The organism is Microtetraspora glauca (assembly GCF_040656155.1).
GTDB lineage: Bacteria > Actinomycetota > Actinomycetes > Streptosporangiales > Streptosporangiaceae > Microtetraspora > Microtetraspora glauca.
Genome location: NZ_JBFALK010000026.1, coordinates 20,920 through 36,158, shown reverse-complemented (window position 1 = coordinate 36,158; position 15,239 = coordinate 20,920). Strand labels below are relative to the sequence as shown.

At 70.9% G+C, this 15,239-nt stretch carries 15 protein-coding genes; 6 read left to right on the top strand and 9 right to left on the bottom strand.

The annotated features are described in order from the left end of the window. Positions 1 to 65 precede the first annotated feature (65 nt). From AB0I59_RS35865 to AB0I59_RS35855, 3 genes are read right to left on the bottom strand one after another with little or no spacing between them, the layout of a single operon-like run. Entirely contained in the window at positions 66 to 773 is a 708-nt protein-coding gene (locus AB0I59_RS35865; protein ID WP_061259540.1) for a VIT1/CCC1 transporter family protein, read from the bottom strand. Positions 774 to 776: 3 nt separating this feature from the next. Further along, positions 777 to 983, bottom strand: coding sequence for a hypothetical protein (locus AB0I59_RS35860; protein ID WP_061259539.1), 207 nt, complete (start codon positions 981 to 983; stop codon positions 777 to 779). Then, positions 980 to 1,750, bottom strand: coding sequence for a COG4280 domain-containing protein (locus AB0I59_RS35855; RefSeq protein ID WP_061259538.1), 771 nt, complete (start codon positions 1,748 to 1,750; stop codon positions 980 to 982). The genes AB0I59_RS35860 and AB0I59_RS35855 overlap by 4 nt, the downstream gene beginning before the upstream one ends. An 88-nt stretch (positions 1,751 to 1,838) precedes the next feature. Between AB0I59_RS35855 and AB0I59_RS35850 the strand changes: the two genes are divergently transcribed. Continuing rightward, positions 1,839 to 2,393, top strand: coding sequence for a Chromate resistance protein ChrB (locus AB0I59_RS35850; protein WP_061259537.1), 555 nt, complete (start codon positions 1,839 to 1,841; stop codon positions 2,391 to 2,393). Positions 2,394 to 3,305: 912 nt separating this feature from the next. On the opposite strand, the gene AB0I59_RS35845 is transcribed toward AB0I59_RS35850, so the two are convergent. From AB0I59_RS35845 to AB0I59_RS35835, 3 genes are read right to left on the bottom strand one after another with little or no spacing between them, the layout of a single operon-like run. Next, a complete protein-coding gene (locus AB0I59_RS35845) occupies positions 3,306 to 5,132 on the bottom strand; it encodes an ABC transporter ATP-binding protein (RefSeq protein WP_358140141.1) in 1,827 nt (608 codons plus the stop codon). Further along, the gene (locus tag AB0I59_RS35840) at positions 5,129 to 6,877 is read right to left on the bottom strand and encodes an ABC transporter ATP-binding protein (RefSeq protein WP_358140138.1); all 1,749 of its coding nucleotides are present in this window, start codon (positions 6,875 to 6,877) and stop codon (positions 5,129 to 5,131) included. Before AB0I59_RS35840 ends, AB0I59_RS35845 begins: the two co-directional genes overlap by 4 nt. 11 nt (positions 6,878 to 6,888) lie before the next feature. After that, positions 6,889 to 7,476: an NADPH-dependent FMN reductase gene (locus tag AB0I59_RS35835; RefSeq protein ID WP_061259535.1), complete on the bottom strand. Its 588-nt coding sequence runs from the start codon at positions 7,474 to 7,476 to the stop codon at positions 6,889 to 6,891. A gap of 133 nt (positions 7,477 to 7,609) precedes the next feature. On the opposite strand from AB0I59_RS35835, the gene AB0I59_RS35830 reads away from it, so the two are divergent. The 4 genes from AB0I59_RS35830 (at position 7,610) to AB0I59_RS35815 (ending at position 11,600) form a co-directional block, all read left to right on the top strand. Continuing rightward, positions 7,610 to 8,353 (top strand): TetR/AcrR family transcriptional regulator, encoded by a 744-nt coding sequence (locus tag AB0I59_RS35830; RefSeq protein ID WP_061259534.1) that lies wholly within the window; start codon positions 7,610 to 7,612, stop codon positions 8,351 to 8,353. A 102-nt stretch (positions 8,354 to 8,455) separates the two neighbouring features. Then, positions 8,456 to 9,013: an RNA polymerase sigma factor gene (locus AB0I59_RS35825; protein ID WP_061259533.1), complete on the top strand. Its 558-nt coding sequence runs from the start codon at positions 8,456 to 8,458 to the stop codon at positions 9,011 to 9,013. Next, positions 9,010 to 9,927 carry a hypothetical protein gene (locus tag AB0I59_RS35820; protein ID WP_358140134.1) on the top strand — a complete coding sequence of 306 codons (918 nt, stop codon included), beginning with the start codon at positions 9,010 to 9,012 and terminating at the stop codon, positions 9,925 to 9,927. Before AB0I59_RS35825 ends, AB0I59_RS35820 begins: the two co-directional genes overlap by 4 nt. 155 nt (positions 9,928 to 10,082) lie before the next feature. After that, positions 10,083 to 11,600 carry a hypothetical protein gene (locus AB0I59_RS35815; RefSeq protein WP_358140131.1) on the top strand — a complete coding sequence of 506 codons (1,518 nt, stop codon included), beginning with the start codon at positions 10,083 to 10,085 and terminating at the stop codon, positions 11,598 to 11,600. A gap of 45 nt (positions 11,601 to 11,645) precedes the next feature. Here AB0I59_RS35815 and AB0I59_RS35810 read toward each other — a convergent pair whose 3' ends face one another. Genes AB0I59_RS35810 through AB0I59_RS35800 form a run of 3 tightly spaced genes read right to left on the bottom strand, consistent with a single transcriptional unit; the run spans position 11,646 to position 13,880 of the window. Then, on the bottom strand, positions 11,646 to 12,437 hold the full coding sequence (locus AB0I59_RS35810; RefSeq protein WP_061259532.1) for an SDR family NAD(P)-dependent oxidoreductase: 792 nt from the start codon (positions 12,435 to 12,437) through the stop codon (positions 11,646 to 11,648). A 16-nt stretch (positions 12,438 to 12,453) separates the two neighbouring features. Next, a complete protein-coding gene (locus AB0I59_RS35805) occupies positions 12,454 to 12,732 on the bottom strand; it encodes a hypothetical protein (RefSeq protein ID WP_061259531.1) in 279 nt (92 codons plus the stop codon). Continuing rightward, complete coding sequence (locus AB0I59_RS35800; protein ID WP_358140127.1) at positions 12,729 to 13,880, bottom strand: 3-ketosteroid-9-alpha-monooxygenase, oxygenase component; 1,152 nt, start codon at positions 13,878 to 13,880, stop codon at positions 12,729 to 12,731. The genes AB0I59_RS35805 and AB0I59_RS35800 overlap by 4 nt, the downstream gene beginning before the upstream one ends. 179 nt (positions 13,881 to 14,059) lie before the next feature. Between AB0I59_RS35800 and hsaA the strand changes: the two genes are divergently transcribed. Next, positions 14,060 to 15,226, top strand: coding sequence for a 3-hydroxy-9,10-secoandrosta-1,3,5(10)-triene-9,17-dione monooxygenase oxygenase subunit (hsaA, locus tag AB0I59_RS35795; RefSeq protein WP_358140124.1), 1,167 nt, complete (start codon positions 14,060 to 14,062; stop codon positions 15,224 to 15,226). The last annotated feature ends 13 nt before the right edge of the window (positions 15,227 to 15,239 follow it).

Here is a 15,239-nt window from a genome sequence, read left to right as displayed (position 1 = left end):
TTCGCGAGGCCGCCGCTGAGGGGGCATTGGAGCCGCGGGCGGTGGGGGATCACCGGCCCGCCGGGTCAGCCGATGAACGTTCCCACCAGGCTGCCCACGCCGTAGGTCACCGCTGTGGCGAGGGCGCCGAGCGCGAGCTGGCGCACTCCGCCGTACAGGGGGGACCTGGAGGTGAGCACGGCGACCAGCGCGCCGGTGACGAAGAGGGCGGCCGCGGTGAGCACGACCACCGCGAGCACCGACGACATCCCGATGAGGAACGGCAGCACCGGGATCAGCGCTCCGAGGGCGAAGGCGAGGAACGAGGAACCCGCGGCGACCCAGGGCGAGGGCAGGTCGTCGGGGTCGACGCCGAGCTCCTCACGGGCGTGCACCCGCCAGGCCACCTCGTCGTCGTCGTGGAGCTGCCGCGCGACCTCCGCGGCGAGCTCGGGTGTCAGCCCCCGGGACTGGTACAGCAGCGCGAGCTCCCGTTGCTCGGCCTCCGGGTTGCGCGCCAGTTCACGGCGCTCGATGGCGATCTCGGCCTGGGTGAGCTCCCGCTGGGAGGCGACCGAGGTGTACTCGCCCGTCGCCATCGAGAAGGCGCCGGCGGCGAGCCCGGCGAGCCCGGCGATCACGACGCCGGTGCCGGTGGCGCCGCCGCCGATGACCCCGGCGAGGAGGGCGGCATTGGAGACCAGTCCGTCCATCACCCCGAACACCGCGGGGCGCAGCCAGCCCCCGGTGACGTCGCGGTGGTGGTTGTGCAGTTCTACGGCCTGCGCGGTCATCGGCTAGCTCCTCACATCGATCAGAACGCTGGCAACGAAGAACAGGAGCAGCAGCACGCCGCCCGCGATCGCCGCTCCGGCGGCGGACACGCCCGCGAGCACGACTACGAGCGTCACGGCGAGCGCCGCGACGACCGCGGCGGCGATCTTCCAGTCGTCGCCGATGATGAAGTCGTACCAGAACTGTCCGAATCCCTTGACGAACCTCATCGGGCGACCTCCGGCTTGAGACGGGGCAGAACCTTGACCAGCAGGCGCGAGGTCAGGAGCCAGCAGGCGATCAGGGCGAGGATGGCCCAGTCACCACCCGGCCACTCGAGGCTCTCGCCGCTCTGCGTGAAAACGCCCAGGCCCTCCACGGCCCAGTACGCGCCGAAGCTGGCGAGCAGCAGGCCCACGCCGTACTTCAGGGCGTTCTCGGGGATCGCCGCGAGCGGACGGTGCAGGATCACGCCGGCGATCAGCACGAGGAGACCGGCGACGGCCGCGCCGCCGATCGCCGCGGGCATGTTCGCCGCGCTGAGCCCGAACGTGATCACGACGAAGACGACCTCGACGCCCTCGAGGAACACGCCCTTGAACGACACCACGAACGCGAACGTGTCGATGCCGAAGCGGCTCTGGCGGGTGGCCTGCCGCGCCGCCTCGGTCTGGGCGGCGTACTCCTCCTCCTCGTCGTGCATGGCCTTCAGACCGGAGGACCGCAGGACCGCCTTGCGCAGCCACTGGAGGCCGAAGATCAGCAACAGCGTGCCGACGACCAGCTGGAGGAGCGATTCGGGCAGCCAGGTGCCCAGGGCGTATCCGGCGGCGGCGGTGAAGGCGGTCAGCGCCACCAGCGCCGCCACGGTGCCCGCGATGGCCGAGCGCCAGCCGCGTGTCACACCCATGGCCAGAACGATGGTCAGGGCCTCGACGAACTCGACGAACGAGGCGGCGAAGGTCGAGGCCACCAGGCCCCATGTTGCGCCTGTCACGGCGGCTCCTTCTTTGTAACAGATGTTTCAATGCAGCATATGCTTCATCACGCATGTCCGACATGTCAACTGGGTAGCCTTGGATGCCATGACGATCGACGAGCGATTCCTGCAGCTCGTGTACCGCGTGCCCTCGACGACCTCGCGCGCTCGGGTGGCGGTGTGGCGCGAGCTGAAGCGCCTGGGCGCCCTCTACATCCAGCAGGCCGTGTGCGTGCTGCCGGACCGTCCCGGCGTACGGGAACGTCTCGACAAGGTCCGCGAGCGCATCGACGAGCTCGGCGGCGAGAGCATGATCTTCGTGCTGACCGCGGTCGAGGAACGCGAGTACCAGACGCTGGTCGAGTCGTTCCGCGAGAACTCGGCGAAGGAGTACGCCGAGATCGTGGAGGAGTGCGAGACGAAGTTCTTCAAGGAGATCGAGTTCGAGCGGTTCCGCGAGAACTACACGTTCGAGGAGACCGAGGAGATCCGTCAGGACCTCGAGAAACTGCGGCGCTGGCTCCGCAAGGTCGAGGGACGGGACTGGATGGGCGCCCCCGGCAGGGAACTGGCCCACGAGAAGGTCGCGGAGTGCGAACGGCTCCTCGACCAGTTCGAGGCCGATGTCTACGAGCGTGTCGGCGACCCGGGGAAGGTCTGACGGGCGGCGCGGCTGGTGGACACGCCACGACCCGGCATTCGATCACTGGCCGTCTCACCGGTGGACGATGGCTCGCTCCCTGCCGGTGCTCATCGCGTCGCCGGCTGCGGCCCGGTGTTCCCGGCTTCCTAGGTGTACCGGCCACGGACGTTGGTGACAGGCGGGGCGACCGCGGAGGGTTGAACCGGTTGCGAAGGTGAGGGCTTTCATGGCTCGGTGTGCGGCGACCAAATCGCAGCACCGACCAGAAAGCCCTCAACGCCCCACGCGGTGCGGACACACCGAATCTGCGGTTGCCGCGTACGCGAAAAGGCAGCCCCACCACAGAGGGTGAGTCTGCCTTTTCGCGCGACTACTGGTGGGGTCAGGACATCTCGACGCACGCGTTGAGGTGCCCGCCGCCCAGCTTCGTTGGATTTACGGCCAGTACCACCGGGACCCTTCTACTTGGTTCCCCAGCCGGGCGAATGGCACGCGGGACCGTTCGGGCCGGTGTTGCAGGGCTCCGGGGCCCCGACCGCCAAGGCCGGGAGGGACAGTGTCCCAACGAAGGCCGCGGCCAACAGCGCGACGGTGATTGCGGGACGGAGACGGCTCACACGGGCTCCTGTGGTGGGGTCGCGGTGTACGCGAGGTGCGGATCATGCGTCTGTGGCGGCCACCGGATGCCCCGATATCTCCGACGCCGCACTGTCGATTGTCGGCCAGTGACGGCGATCCGGGCTCCTCCCAGAGGGTGATCGTCTGCGGCCCAACGGACGACCGCGACGGGCCGGGTGGAGGATGCCACCGACCTTGTCCGTGTGCTCCACGTCGACGTTGGCCGGCGGTATCCGTTGGATTTTCCGCGATTACTACAGGGCGCCTCGTCGCCACGACGGCCGGTCGGTACGGTGGCTCCTCGGAAGGGCACTACTCGCCGGCGGCGATCGCCGCCGGGCCGACCCGCTCGCCGGCGAACTGGGCCGCGTACAACCGCGCGTAGGCGCCCTGGCGGGCGAGGAGCTCGTCGTGGGTTCCCTGTTCGACGATCCGCCCGGAGTCCATCACGAGGATCAGGTCGGCATGGCGGATCGTCGACAGCCGGTGGGCGATGACGAAGCAGGTACGTCCGGCGCGCAGCGAGGTCATGGCCCGCTGCACCAGCACCTCCGTCCGGGTGTCCAGCGCGCTGGTCGCCTCGTCCAGGACCAGGATCGCCGGATCCGTCAGGAACGCCCGCGCGATGGTGACGAGCTGCCGCTCGCCCGCGCTCAGGCCGCCGCCCTCGTCGTCGATCACGGTGTCGTAGCCGTCGGGCAGGGTGCGGGCGACGTGGTCGAGGCCGGTGGCCCGCGCCACCTCGACGATCCGCTCGCGCGGCACGTCGCCGGCGCCGTAGGCGATGTTGGCGGCGAGTGTCCCGCCGAACAGCCAGGTCTCCTGCAGCACCATGCCGATCCGGGCGCGCAGCTCCTCCACCGGCATGCGGGCGACGTCCACCCCGTCCAGGGTGATGCGGCCGCCGGTGACCTCGTAGAACCGCATCAGCAGGTTGAGCAGCGTGGTCTTGCCCGCTCCCGTCGGCCCGACGACGGCCACGGTCCGCCCGGGTTCGGCCACCAGCGACAGGTCCTCGATGAGGGGCCGGTCCGGGGCGTACCGGAAGGAGACGTTCTCGAAGGCGACGCGGCCGGCCGTCTCCGCCCGGTGCGCGTACGGCGTGGCGACCTCGCCCCCGCCGGCGCCCTCGTCAACGCCCTCGTCGGCGTTCTCGTCCTCGTCCAGCAGCTCGAAGACCCGCCGCGCCGAGGCCAGCACCGACTGCAGCAGGGCGGACATCGACGCGGCCTGGTTGATCGGCTGGCCGAACTGGAAGCAGTACTGGATGAACGCCTGGACGTCGCCGATCGACAGCGCGCCGGCGGCGACGCGCAGCCCGCCGATGACCGCGACGAGCACGAAGTTGACGTTGAGGAGAATGGTCGTCGACGGCCCGGCGAGGCTGGAGACGAACTGCGCCGCGAACCCCGAGCGGAACGCCGCGTCGTTGTGTTCGATGAAGGTCTCGAGCGCCTGCCGCTCCCGGCCGAAGACCTTGACCAGGGTGTGCCCGGTGTACATCTCCTCGATGTGCGAGTTGAGCCGTCCCGTGGCCGCCGCCTGCTCCGCGAACCTGCGCCGGGCCCGCGCGCCGACGGCCCTGGCCGCCACGGCCGACAGCGGCACCGTCACCAGCGAGATCAGCGCGAGCAGCGGCGAGATCCACACCATCATGGCCAGCACGCCGACGAGCGTGAGCAGCGCGTTGACGAGCACGCTGAGCGCCTGCTGCAACGTCTGGGAGACGGTGTCGATGTCGCCCGCGGCCCGGGAGAGGATCTCGCCCCGGGTCCGCCCGTCGAAGTACGCCAGCGGCAGCCGGGCCAGCTTGGCCTGCGCCTGCTCCCGCAGCCGGAAGACCAGCCGGTGCGTGACCGTGACGGTCAGCCGCTGCTGGGCGAGCGCGAAGCCGAACGCCACCAGATAGCAGGCCAGCGCGGCCAGCAGGACCCGGCCGACCTCGGAGAAGCCGATCCGGCGGTCGCCGGCCGCGGCCGTGACGATCAGATCGGTCGCGGCGCCGAGCAGCCGGGGCACGGCCACGGTCAGGGCCACGCCGCCGACGCCGAGGGCCAGCGCGGCGACCACGAGCGGGCGCTCGGGGCGGACCACCCGCAGCAACCGCAGGACGGTGCCGGGCGTCTCGTCGGACTTCATGCCGCCTCCTCCTCGGTGAGCTGGGAGAGCACGATCTCCCGGTAGGTGCCGCTGGTCGCCATCAGCTCGTGGTGGGTGCCCTCGCCGGCGACCCGGCCCTCGTCGAGCACGACGATCCGGTCGGCGTACCTGATGGAGGGCACCCGCTGGGCGACCATGAGGACGGTCGCGTCCCGCGTCTCGTGGTCGAGCGCGTCGCGCAACGCCCGCTCGGTGACGGGGTCGAGCGCGGAGAAGGGATCGTCGAACAGGTAGACGGCGGGCCGCGCGACCAGGGCCCTGGCGATGGTCAGCCGTTGGCGCTGCCCGCCGGAGAGCGAGCCGCCTCCCTGGCCGACGGGCGTGTCCAGCCCCTCGGGCAGCGCCTCGACGAAGTCGCGGGCCTGGGCGATCTCCAGCGCGTGCCACAGCTCCGCGTCGGTGGCCTCGGGATCGCCGTACCGCAGGTTCGACGCGATCGTCCCGGAGAAGAGGTACGGCCGTTGCGGCACCAGCGCGACCGCGCGCACCAGATCCTCCGGCGCCATCTCCGCGACGTCCAGGCCGCCGACGCGTACGGCACCGCCGGTCGGGTCGAGGAGCCGGGGGACGAGGTTCAGCAGCGTCGTCTTCCCCGCGCCGGTGGAGCCGATGATCGCCGTGGTCTCGCCCGGCCGGGCCATGAGGCTCACGCCGCGCAGTACGGGAAGTTCCGCTCCCGGATAACGGAGCTGTACGTCGCGGAACTCCAGGAGGCCCCGAGGGGGTGAGCCGGGAAGCGTGGGAACGGACGGCGGGGAAGCCGCCTGTGTGGGCGGGGGCGTCACCGCGAGCACCTCCTGGATCCGCCCGGCGCTCACCTGGGCGCGCGGCGCCGTCAGGAACGTGAACGTCGCCAGCAGGGCGGAGCCGAAGATCAACATGAAGTAGTTCAGGAAGGCGATGAGCGTCCCGACCCGCATCGATCCGTCGTCGACCAGGTGGCCGCCGACCCAGATGAGGGCGACCCCGGACAGGTTGGAGACCAGCATCCCGGCCGGGAACAGCGTCATCATGAGCCGGGAGGCCCGGACGGACATGTCCATGAGCCGGGTGTTGGCCTCGGCGAACCGGGTGCGCTCGTGCCGGTCGCGGGCGAAGGCGCGGATGACGCGGACGCCGGTGATCTGCTCGCGCAGCACCCGGTTGACCGTGTCGATGCCCTCCTGCATCCCCTGGGACGGGACGCGCGTCCGGCGAAGGAGCACACCGAGGGTGACGAACAGCGCGGGAAGCGCGACCAGGAGCAGGGTGGACAGGCGCGTGTCCTGACGGAGCGCCATCACCACGCCGCCCGCGCACATCATGGGGGTGGCGGCCAGTCCGGTCAGCGACATGAAGACGAGCGTCTGCACCTGCTGGACGTCGTTGACGGTCCGGGTGATCAGGGATGGGACGCCGAACCGCCCGACCTCGCGGGCGGAGAACGCCTGGATCCGGGTGAACACGGCGGTGCGCAGGTCGCGGCCGACGGCCAGGGCGATCCGCGAGGCGAGGAAGCCGACGGCGGCGGAGCACAGGACCTGCGCCGCGGTCCCGGCCAGCATGACGCCGCCGGTGCGCAGGACGAGGCCGGTGTCTCCCTTCAGCACGCCGTCGTCGATGAGGATCGCGTTCAGGGTCGGCAGCACCAGGGCGCCGACGGCCTGCGCGATCTGCAGCACTCCGACCAGGACGATCGATCCGAGGTGGGGGCGCAGGTCGGTGCGGAGGAGCCGGATCAGCATGGTCGGCCCGCTCAGCTCGCGTAGGGGCGGGCGGTCCGGGCGTCGCGCAGCGCCCTGGCGTACCAGGTGAGCTGGTCGAGCATGACCTTGGCCGCGGCGTCACAACCCGCGGAGTCCTTCGGCCAGTGCCCCTCCGCGTCGAACATCGTCCACGGGCTCTGGAAGGCGACGGAGTCGCGTACGGTGACCGCGTGCAGCTCGGCGAAGACCAGCCGGAGCTGCTCGACGGCCCGCAGCCCGCTGGACATGCCGCCGTAGCAGACGAAGCCGACCGGCTTGGCCTGCCACTCCGCGTGGTAGGTGTCGATCATCACCTTCAGGGCTCCGGGGTAGGCCCGGTTGTACTCCGGCAGCACCACCACGAAGGCGTCGGCGGCGGCCAGCCGGGGCTGGAGGGCGGTCACCTCCGGCGGCCGCTCACCCCCGAAGTGGCCTTTCAGCTCTCCGGGCAGCCGGGTCTCGACCAGGTCGATGACGTCGAGGGCGACGTCGTCGCGCTTCCCGGCCTGACCCACGAGCCAGCTCGCGATCACGGGCGCGATCCTGCCCTCTCGGACGCTGCCGATGATCACTGCGACGTTCAACGGGTTCTCGGGCATGGCACAGCCTTCCTCTCTTCGCGGCGCCTCAGGTGCGTACGCCGTACAGAAACGATGACAGCGTACGCATCGATGCGTACGCTGTACAAGTCCGGATACGATGTACACAGATGACGGAGGGAAGGAGAGCCGGATGCCCGAGAAGGATCAGGCAGGGAACGGCGAGGCCGAGGAGTACGCGTCCATCTGGCAGCGGCTCGAGCGCCCGGCGAAGCCGCCGCGCACGACGTTGACCCACGAGCAGATCGCGGCGACGGCGGTCGCCATCGCCGACGAGGAGGGGCTCGACGCCGTCTCGATGCGCCGACTGGCCGAGCGGCTCGGCGTCGCCACCATGGGGCTCTACCGGTACGTGCGCGGCAAGGACGACGTCATCGAGCTCATGGTGGACGCGATCTACGGCGAGGAGGGCATGCCGGAGACCGCGCCCGACTGGCGGGCCACCCTGCGCGGCGCGGCATGGGGGCTGCGGGGACTCATACTGCGCCATCCCTGGCTGGTCCAGGTCACCGCCTCGTCGGGCCCGCTGACTCCCAATCTCGTGGCGCGTACCGACCGGCTGCTGGCCTCGCTGGAGTCGCTCGACCTCGACGCGGACACCCGGATGGTGGTGGTCACGACGGTCGCCTCCTTCGTGAGCGGAACGGTCGGGGCGGACGTCGGCCTGGACCGGCTCATGCGGCGCGAGGGCGTGGCGAGGATGGACGACCTGCGCGCCCTCTACGCATCGCGGATGATGTGGCTGCTGGGCTCCGGCCGTTACCCCGCCTTCGAGAACTACATCCGGCAGGGAGTCAGGAAGGACGAGAGCGAGTGGCGGTTCGAGCTCGGGCTCGAATGCGTCCTCGACGGCATCGCCGCCCGCCTCGGGATCTGACCCGCACGGAGGAATATCACTCTTTCTCAGGATCGAGGTGGAACACTCGCCGTCATCCGGACACGTACCGAGGTGGAGGAGCACCCGGCGAGAGGGAGCAGCGTGGGCCGCCCGGAGACGAGACAGCGCTTCGAGGAGATCTATCTGGCGTACTACGCCGACCTCCTCGCCTACATCCGGCGGCGCACGGAGTCCCACGAGGACGCCGCCGACGCTCTCGCCGAGACTTTCGCCACCGCCTGGCGCCGCCTGGCGGACGTCCCGGACGGCCACGCCGCCCGGCTCTGGCTGTACGGCGTGGCCAGGCGCGTGCTCGCCAACGGCCGCAGGACCGCGACACGCAGGAGCGCCCTGGTGGAGCGGCTCGGCGCGCAGCTCGCGCGGTGGGCCGAGAGCGCGGGCCCGCCGGACGACGATCTCGACGCGGTCCGGGCGGCCTTCCGGCTGCTGGACGCCGACGACCGCGAGGTGCTGGCGCTGGCGAGCTGGGAGGGCCTGACCTCTGAAGAGGTCGCGACCGTCCTCGGCTGCTCGCCCGGCGCCGCCCGCTCCCGGTTGCACCGCGCGCGCAGGCGCCTGGCGCGGGAGCTGTCACGCGCGGGCGTCGACGTGGCGAGGTATGGCGTGCGCGCCCTCGCGCTCGTGGGGAGGAAGGCATGACCACCGACGCCCGGCTCGACCGCCTCGTCGAGCGGATCGCCCCCGACCCGGGTCCCGGGATGACGCCGCTCGCCCTCGACCTGCTGGACGAGATCACCTTGGTCGCTCCGGCCGCGCCCGCCCGGCCACGCCGGTGGCGGTCACGGTTCATGCGAAGCGGCGAGCGGCGGCCTCGCCTGATGGCGGCGGCCGGCGCGGTCGCGGCCCTGCTGGCGGTCACGGCGGCGCTCGGAGTCACACCCGCCTCCGCCGCGCTCGACATCGAGCGCGAGGGCGACGAGTACGTCGTCACGGTGAAGGACCTGTTCGCCGAGCCCGCGATGTACCAGCGGGAGCTGCGCGCCCGGGGGCTGAACATCGAGCTGCAGGTCATCCCGACCTCGGCCAGCGCCATCGGGCAGGTCCTCGTCCTCGACGGCACGCGCACCGGCAGCGCGGTCACCCGCATCCAGGCCCCAGGGGAGTGCCGCCGCTCCTTCGGCTGCCCGATCGGCCTGCGCATCCCGGTGAACTACCGGAAGGACGTGGTCGTCTTCCTGGGGAGGCCGGCCCGCGCGGGGGAGCGTTACGGCCTGATGACCCCGATCGACTCTCCCGGCGAGCCGTTCCACTGCGTGGACTTCATCAACAAGACCGTCGCCGAGGTCGAGCCCATGCTCCGGGCGCGTGGACTGAAGGGCACGTTCACCGCGTACCAGGCGAAGACGGTGCCCGGCGACTGGTACGTCTACGCGGGGACCCTTACCGCTCCGGGTGAGGCGCTCATGGTCACCAATCCGGTGCCCAACCCCTCGCCCCGGCCGATCGAGGCCTTCTGCCCTGACGGACCCGACGGTCCTCTGAAAGCCCGTGACGCCCTGACGCCCTTGACGGCCCCGATGCCCCCGAGAGCTTCTGATACCCGAGGTCCCTGACGGATTGATGTCCCTGGCGGGTTCCGACATCGCCTGATCCCGCCCGAGCCGTCCTGAACTCCCTCGCGAGAGGCCGCGGACGGCCCTCGTTCCCGTGCCATCCGCCGCGCGGCCCTTCGGCATGCGCGGATTCCCCTCCGACGATCGGATTCGCCATGCCCGCCGGACTCCGTATGCCCGCTGGATTCGGCGTGCCCGCGCTCGGCCGTACCGCCGCCCGCCTCCGGACCCGGACCGGCGCGCTGCTCGCGCGCCACCGGACCTTCGCCGTCGTACTCGCGCTCGCCGCCGCGCTCAGGGTCGTCACCATGCTCGGCTATCCGCCGGCCCGGCTGTACTGGTACGACTCCTTCACCTACCTGGACAATGCCGTCCACCTGCGGCCGTCGTCCACGTTCCACCCGATCGGCTATCCGCTGCTGCTGCGCGCTCTGCTGCCCTTCCACAGCGTGACGGTCGTCGTCGCGGTCCAGCACGCGATGGGCCTGGCCACCGGCCTGATCGTCTACGCGCTGGCCCGCCACAAGGGGCTGCCGGTCTGGGGAGCCGTCCTCGCCACCGTGCCGGTCCTGTTCGACGCGTCGTTCCTCCGGCTTGAGCACGCGGTGTTGTCCGACACGCTGTTCATCCTGCTCGTCGTCGCCGCCGTCGCGGTCCTCGCCTGGCGGGAGCGGCCGTCCCCGAGGTGTGCCCTGGTGGCCGGGCTGCTGCTCGCGGGCGCCGCGCTCACCCGGACGATCGCGCTGCCGCTGCTCCTCCTCGTCCTGCTCGTGCTCGCGCTGCGCCGCGTCTCCTGGCGCGCCGTGGTCGTGCTGGCACTGGCCGGGATGGTGCCGCTCGCCGGCTACGCCGCCTGGTACGGCGCGACGCACGGCAAGGTCGCGCTGAGCGGCGCCGACGGGGTGGCGCTGTGGGCGCGCACGATGACCTTCGCGGACTGCGCGGTCGTCCAGCCCCCGCCGGAGCTGGCCCCGCTGTGCCCGAACGGCACCGTCGTGGACGCCGCCTCCGAGTACGTATGGGCGCCGGGGGCCTCGATCAACCTGCTGCCCGGCGGCCGGTTCGCGCACAACGAGCGGGCGCGCGAATTCGCGTTGCGCGCCATCGCGGCCCAGCCGCTCGACTATCTCCGGGATGTGTTCGCCGACACCTCCATCGCTTTCCGCTGGACGCCCGTCGCGCATCCGGCGCGGACCGTCCCGGCGTTCGGGTTCGCCCGGGGGATCTGGTCGCTGCCCGACCAGCCGCTCGTGGCCGAGGTCCGCCGGACCTACGCGTCCGACATCGGCGCCATGCGTTCGGCCGGGCCGTACGCCGACGTGCTCATCGTCTACCAGCGTCTCGCGTACCTGCGCGGTCCCGTGCTGGCGGCGATCCTGCTGCTGGGTGCGGCCGGGGCGGTCCTGCGGCCCGGCCGGGCGGCACTTCCATGGGCCGTGGCGATGGGGCTCCTGGTCGGGCCGGTCGCCGCGCTCGACTTCGACCACCGCTACGTCCTGCCCGTCGTGCCCGTCGCCTGCGTCGCCGCCGCCCTCGCCGTACGGCCCGCTCGGCCGGGCAAGGGAGACAAGGAAAAGGGAGGAAGAGGTGTGGGGGTCGGCAGCCTGGAACGCCAGGAGGCGGCGGGTCCTCAGGAGGACCGGCCGCCTCCTCATCACCTCACGGCCTCATGAGCTCACGGCTTCATGGTCATGGGCGAGCTGGATTCGCGTGGCGGGCTACTCCGAGGGGAGCAGGCGCTTGGTCGCCTCGTGCGCGCCCCTGACGAGCTTGGCGCGCGGGAACCGGCTCCGCTTCTCGGCGGCCTCCTGGTTGCCGCCCGCGACCCAGACCGGGCCGTCGGCGAGGTGCGCGAGGCCCTCCCTGGCCACGTCGTCGGGCTCGGCCACGTTGAGCCCCGGCAGGTCCATGCGAAGGCCGGCCCGCTCCATGGCGGGGGTGCGGGTGACGCCGAGGACCAGTTCGAGCACGTGGACGCCGTGCTCGCCGAGCTCCAGCCACAGGCCCTCCGCGAAGACCCGGCTGAACGCCTTGACCGCGGAGTAGACGCTGATGTGCGGCTGGCCCATGTAGCCCGCCAGCGACCCGACCAGCATGATCCCGCCGTGGCCGCGCTCCTTCATCAGCGCGCCGAAGTGGTGGGCCAGCGCGAGCTGCGCCGTGATGTTGAGGTCGATGACGCCCTGGACCCGGTCCAGGTCGCCGGTCACGAACTCGTGGCCGTAGGTGTTGGCACCGGCGTTGAAGATCAGCAGGCCGACCTCCAGCTCGTCGGTGACCGAGCGGATCACCTTGAGCGCGTCCGGGGTGAGCAGGTCGAGCTCGATGGTGCGGACCTCGACCCCCTTCGCCCGGACTCGCGCCGCCGTCTCCTCAAGCGGGCCCGGCTTGCGGGCGATGAGCACGAGATTGATCCCGGCGTCCGCGAGCTGGTACGCGAACGACGCGCCCACTCCTTCGGAGCCGCCGGCGATCACGGCCCACGGGCCGTACACGTTCTTGTCGGTCATCGTCTTTCTCTTGTCCTCACAGACCGTCGTCGGGCACCGGGATGGCGCCGTCGAGCACGGCCTGCCTGATGGTCTGCCGCAACGCCTCGCAGGCGGGGAACTGGTCGCCGTTCGGGCCGCCGCCCGGAGTGGACGCACGCCGCTCCAGGCAGGCGTCCACGGCCTCCTTGTCCCACTGGATGCTCGTCTGGTGCCAGCTGGACTTGCGCACCTGCACCCGGGTGCCGCACTGGTGGCACCGCAGCGGCAGCATGGGGGCGCCGTCCAGCAGGCGGTTGTCCTGGCGGATCGTCATGCGGGCTGGCCCTCGGCCCGGCGGGCGAGGTTGTCCTCGACCTCCTTGCGCCACGCCTCGACCGGGCGGGTGGTGTCGAGCTCGTACTCGAAGCGCTCCACCATCTCCGGCGTGACGTCGGCGACGTCCACGTAGAACTGCTCGTACCAGCGGCGGAGCTGGTAGACCGGCCCGTCCTCCTCGCACAGCAGCGGGTTGTCGATCCTGGTCTTGTTCTTCCAGATCTGGATGTCCTGGTCGAAGCCCCTCAGGATGAAGTCGCCCAGCTTCCTGGCCATCGTGTCGGCGGCGTCGCCCTCGAGCGCGTCGCTGCGCTGCACGATGATGCCCGAGTGCAGCACGAACGAGTGCGCGTCGATCGGGTAGTGCGCGTTGATCAGGACGGACTTGATCTCCATGTTCGTGTAGTGGTACGTCAGGTCGTCGACCATGAACGACGGCCCGTGGTACGACGCGACGGAGGTGTTGCCGGTCATCTGCGGCTCGCCGTCCTTCGCCGGCGGACGGGCGTCCGGACGGCCCATGCCCTTCATGATCTGGGTGGCCGTGTGCCCCTCGAAGATGTTCTTGAAGTACGTCGGGAACGAGTAGTGCACGTAGAAGAAGTGCGCCATGTCGACGACGTTGTCCACGACCTCGCGGCAGTTCGTGTGGACGATCGTCTCCGACCAGACCCAGTCGGTCCAGTCGTCACGGGTCGCACCCTCGATGCGGGGGATCGTCACGTCCGCCGGCGGCGGGTTGCCCTCCGGGTCGTTCCAGACGAACAGCAGGCCGTCCTGGTCCATCGTGGTCCAGGCCGCCGTACGGGCGCGCAGCGGGACGCGGCGGGAGTACGGAATGCTCTTGCACTTGCCGTCGCCGCCCCAGCGCCAGTCGTGGAACGGGCAGGCGATCTCGTTGCCCTTGACGGTGCCCTGCGACAGGTCCCCGCCCATGTGCCGGCAGTACGCGTCGAGCACGTTGAGCTTGCCGTCGCCGCTCTGGAAGACCACCAGCTTCTGGCCGAAGGCATTGACGGTGTGCGGCTTGCCGTCCTTGAACCCGCTGGACATGCCCAGGCAGTGCCATCCTCGGGCGAATCGTGTAGGCGCGGCCTCGGCCTCGATCGCACGCACATCGTCGTGTTCGGATTCGACTGCGGTCACTGTTGACCCCACCCTTCGGGACGCAGGTTCTCTCGATGGGAAAGGTAGGTCGCCGACGGGCGGGGACGGACCCGGAATCCCAGTGGGCGGGATGCCCCGGGTCGTGTTCATCCACCCCGGCGCACCATCATGGTCTGCATCCCTATGACGACGACGAGCGTGACACGGAGACGCAAGCCATGAGCAACGAGGTCCTGGAGTCGGTTCGCGCGCTTCTGCCGTACATCGCGGGGCGGGCGCGGTCCACCGACGAGAACCGGCGGGTTCCGGCGGAGAGCATCCAGGAACTCGTCGAGGCCGGGGTCTTCCGCATGCTGCAGCCGCGAAGGTACGGCGGCGCCGAGAGCGACCCGGTGCGGTTCTACGAGGTCGTGCGCGAGATCTCCGGGGCGTGCGGCTCCACCGGGTGGGTGGCCTCCGTGCTCGGCGTGCACCCGTGGCAGCTCGGCCTGTTCGCCGAGGCCGCCCAGGACGAGGTCTGGGGCGTCGACCCCGACACGCTGGTGGCCTCGTCGTACGCGCCGGTGGGGCGGCTGATCCCCGTCGAGGGCGGATACGAGCTGTCCGGGCGGTGGAAGTTCTCCTCCGGATGCGAGCACGCGCAGTGGGCGCTGATCGGCGGCCTGATCGTGGGTGCCGAGGGACGGCCGGTCGACTTCATGACCGTCCTCGTCCCGCGGTCGGACTACGTGATCGAGGACGTCTGGGACGTGATCGGGCTGCGCGGCACCGCCAGCAACGACATCGTCGTCGACCGGGCCTTCGTGCCCGAGTACCGCACGATGCGCAACTACGAGCAGGCGCAGCTGCGCGGCCCCGGGCAGAGGGTGAACACCGGCCCGCTGTACCGGATGCCGTTCGCGACCGTCTTCACCTCCGCGATCACGGGAGCGGTGGTCGGCGCGGTCGCGGGCTGCTACACGTCCTACATCACCGCGATGCGCGACCGGGTACGGCTCAGCCTCGGCGGCGGCCGCTTCGCCGAGGACCAGTTCGCCCAGGTGGCGGTGGCCCGGGCCGCGTCCGAGATAGACGCCGCGATCCTGCAGATGGACCGCAACGTGCGGGAGGTGTACCAGCACGCCGTGGACGGCGCGGAGATCCCGATGGAGCTGCGGTTGCGGGCCCGCCGGGACCAGGTGCGCGCCACCGAGCGAGTGCTTGAGGCGATCGACATCCTGTTCAAGACCGCCGGCGGGAACTCGCTCCAGCGCGGCAACCCGATCGAGCGCGCCTGGCGGGACGCCCACGCGGGCAGCGTGCACGTGGCCAACGACGTCGAGCGCGCCCTGGCCCTGTACGGCAAGGCCGAGTTCGGCCTCGCCGTCGAGGACAACATGATCTGAGCCGCGGACACTC

What these genes read in the sequence shown, in the direction of transcription:
- AB0I59_RS35810 (WP_061259532.1), bottom strand. Translation starts at nt 12,437, where the DNA reads ATGACCGACAAGAACGTGTACGGCCCGTGGGCCGTGATCGCCGGCGGC.
- AB0I59_RS35850 (WP_061259537.1), top strand. Translation starts at nt 1,839, where the DNA reads ATGACGATCGACGAGCGATTCCTGCAGCTCGTGTACCGCGTGCCCTCG.
- hsaA (WP_358140124.1), top strand. Translation starts at nt 14,060, where the DNA reads ATGAGCAACGAGGTCCTGGAGTCGGTTCGCGCGCTTCTGCCGTACATC.
- AB0I59_RS35830 (WP_061259534.1), top strand. Translation starts at nt 7,610, where the DNA reads ATGCCCGAGAAGGATCAGGCAGGGAACGGCGAGGCCGAGGAGTACGCG.
- AB0I59_RS35845 (WP_358140141.1), bottom strand. Translation starts at nt 5,132, where the DNA reads ATGAAGTCCGACGAGACGCCCGGCACCGTCCTGCGGTTGCTGCGGGTG.
- AB0I59_RS35865 (WP_061259540.1), bottom strand. Translation starts at nt 773, where the DNA reads ATGACCGCGCAGGCCGTAGAACTGCACAACCACCACCGCGACGTCACC.
- AB0I59_RS35805 (WP_061259531.1), bottom strand. Translation starts at nt 12,732, where the DNA reads ATGACGATCCGCCAGGACAACCGCCTGCTGGACGGCGCCCCCATGCTG.
- AB0I59_RS35860 (WP_061259539.1), bottom strand. Translation starts at nt 983, where the DNA reads ATGAGGTTCGTCAAGGGATTCGGACAGTTCTGGTACGACTTCATCATC.
- AB0I59_RS35815 (WP_358140131.1), top strand. Translation starts at nt 10,083, where the DNA reads ATGCCCGCCGGACTCCGTATGCCCGCTGGATTCGGCGTGCCCGCGCTC.
- AB0I59_RS35835 (WP_061259535.1), bottom strand. Translation starts at nt 7,476, where the DNA reads ATGCCCGAGAACCCGTTGAACGTCGCAGTGATCATCGGCAGCGTCCGA.
- AB0I59_RS35820 (WP_358140134.1), top strand. Translation starts at nt 9,010, where the DNA reads ATGACCACCGACGCCCGGCTCGACCGCCTCGTCGAGCGGATCGCCCCC.
- AB0I59_RS35840 (WP_358140138.1), bottom strand. Translation starts at nt 6,877, where the DNA reads ATGCTGATCCGGCTCCTCCGCACCGACCTGCGCCCCCACCTCGGATCG.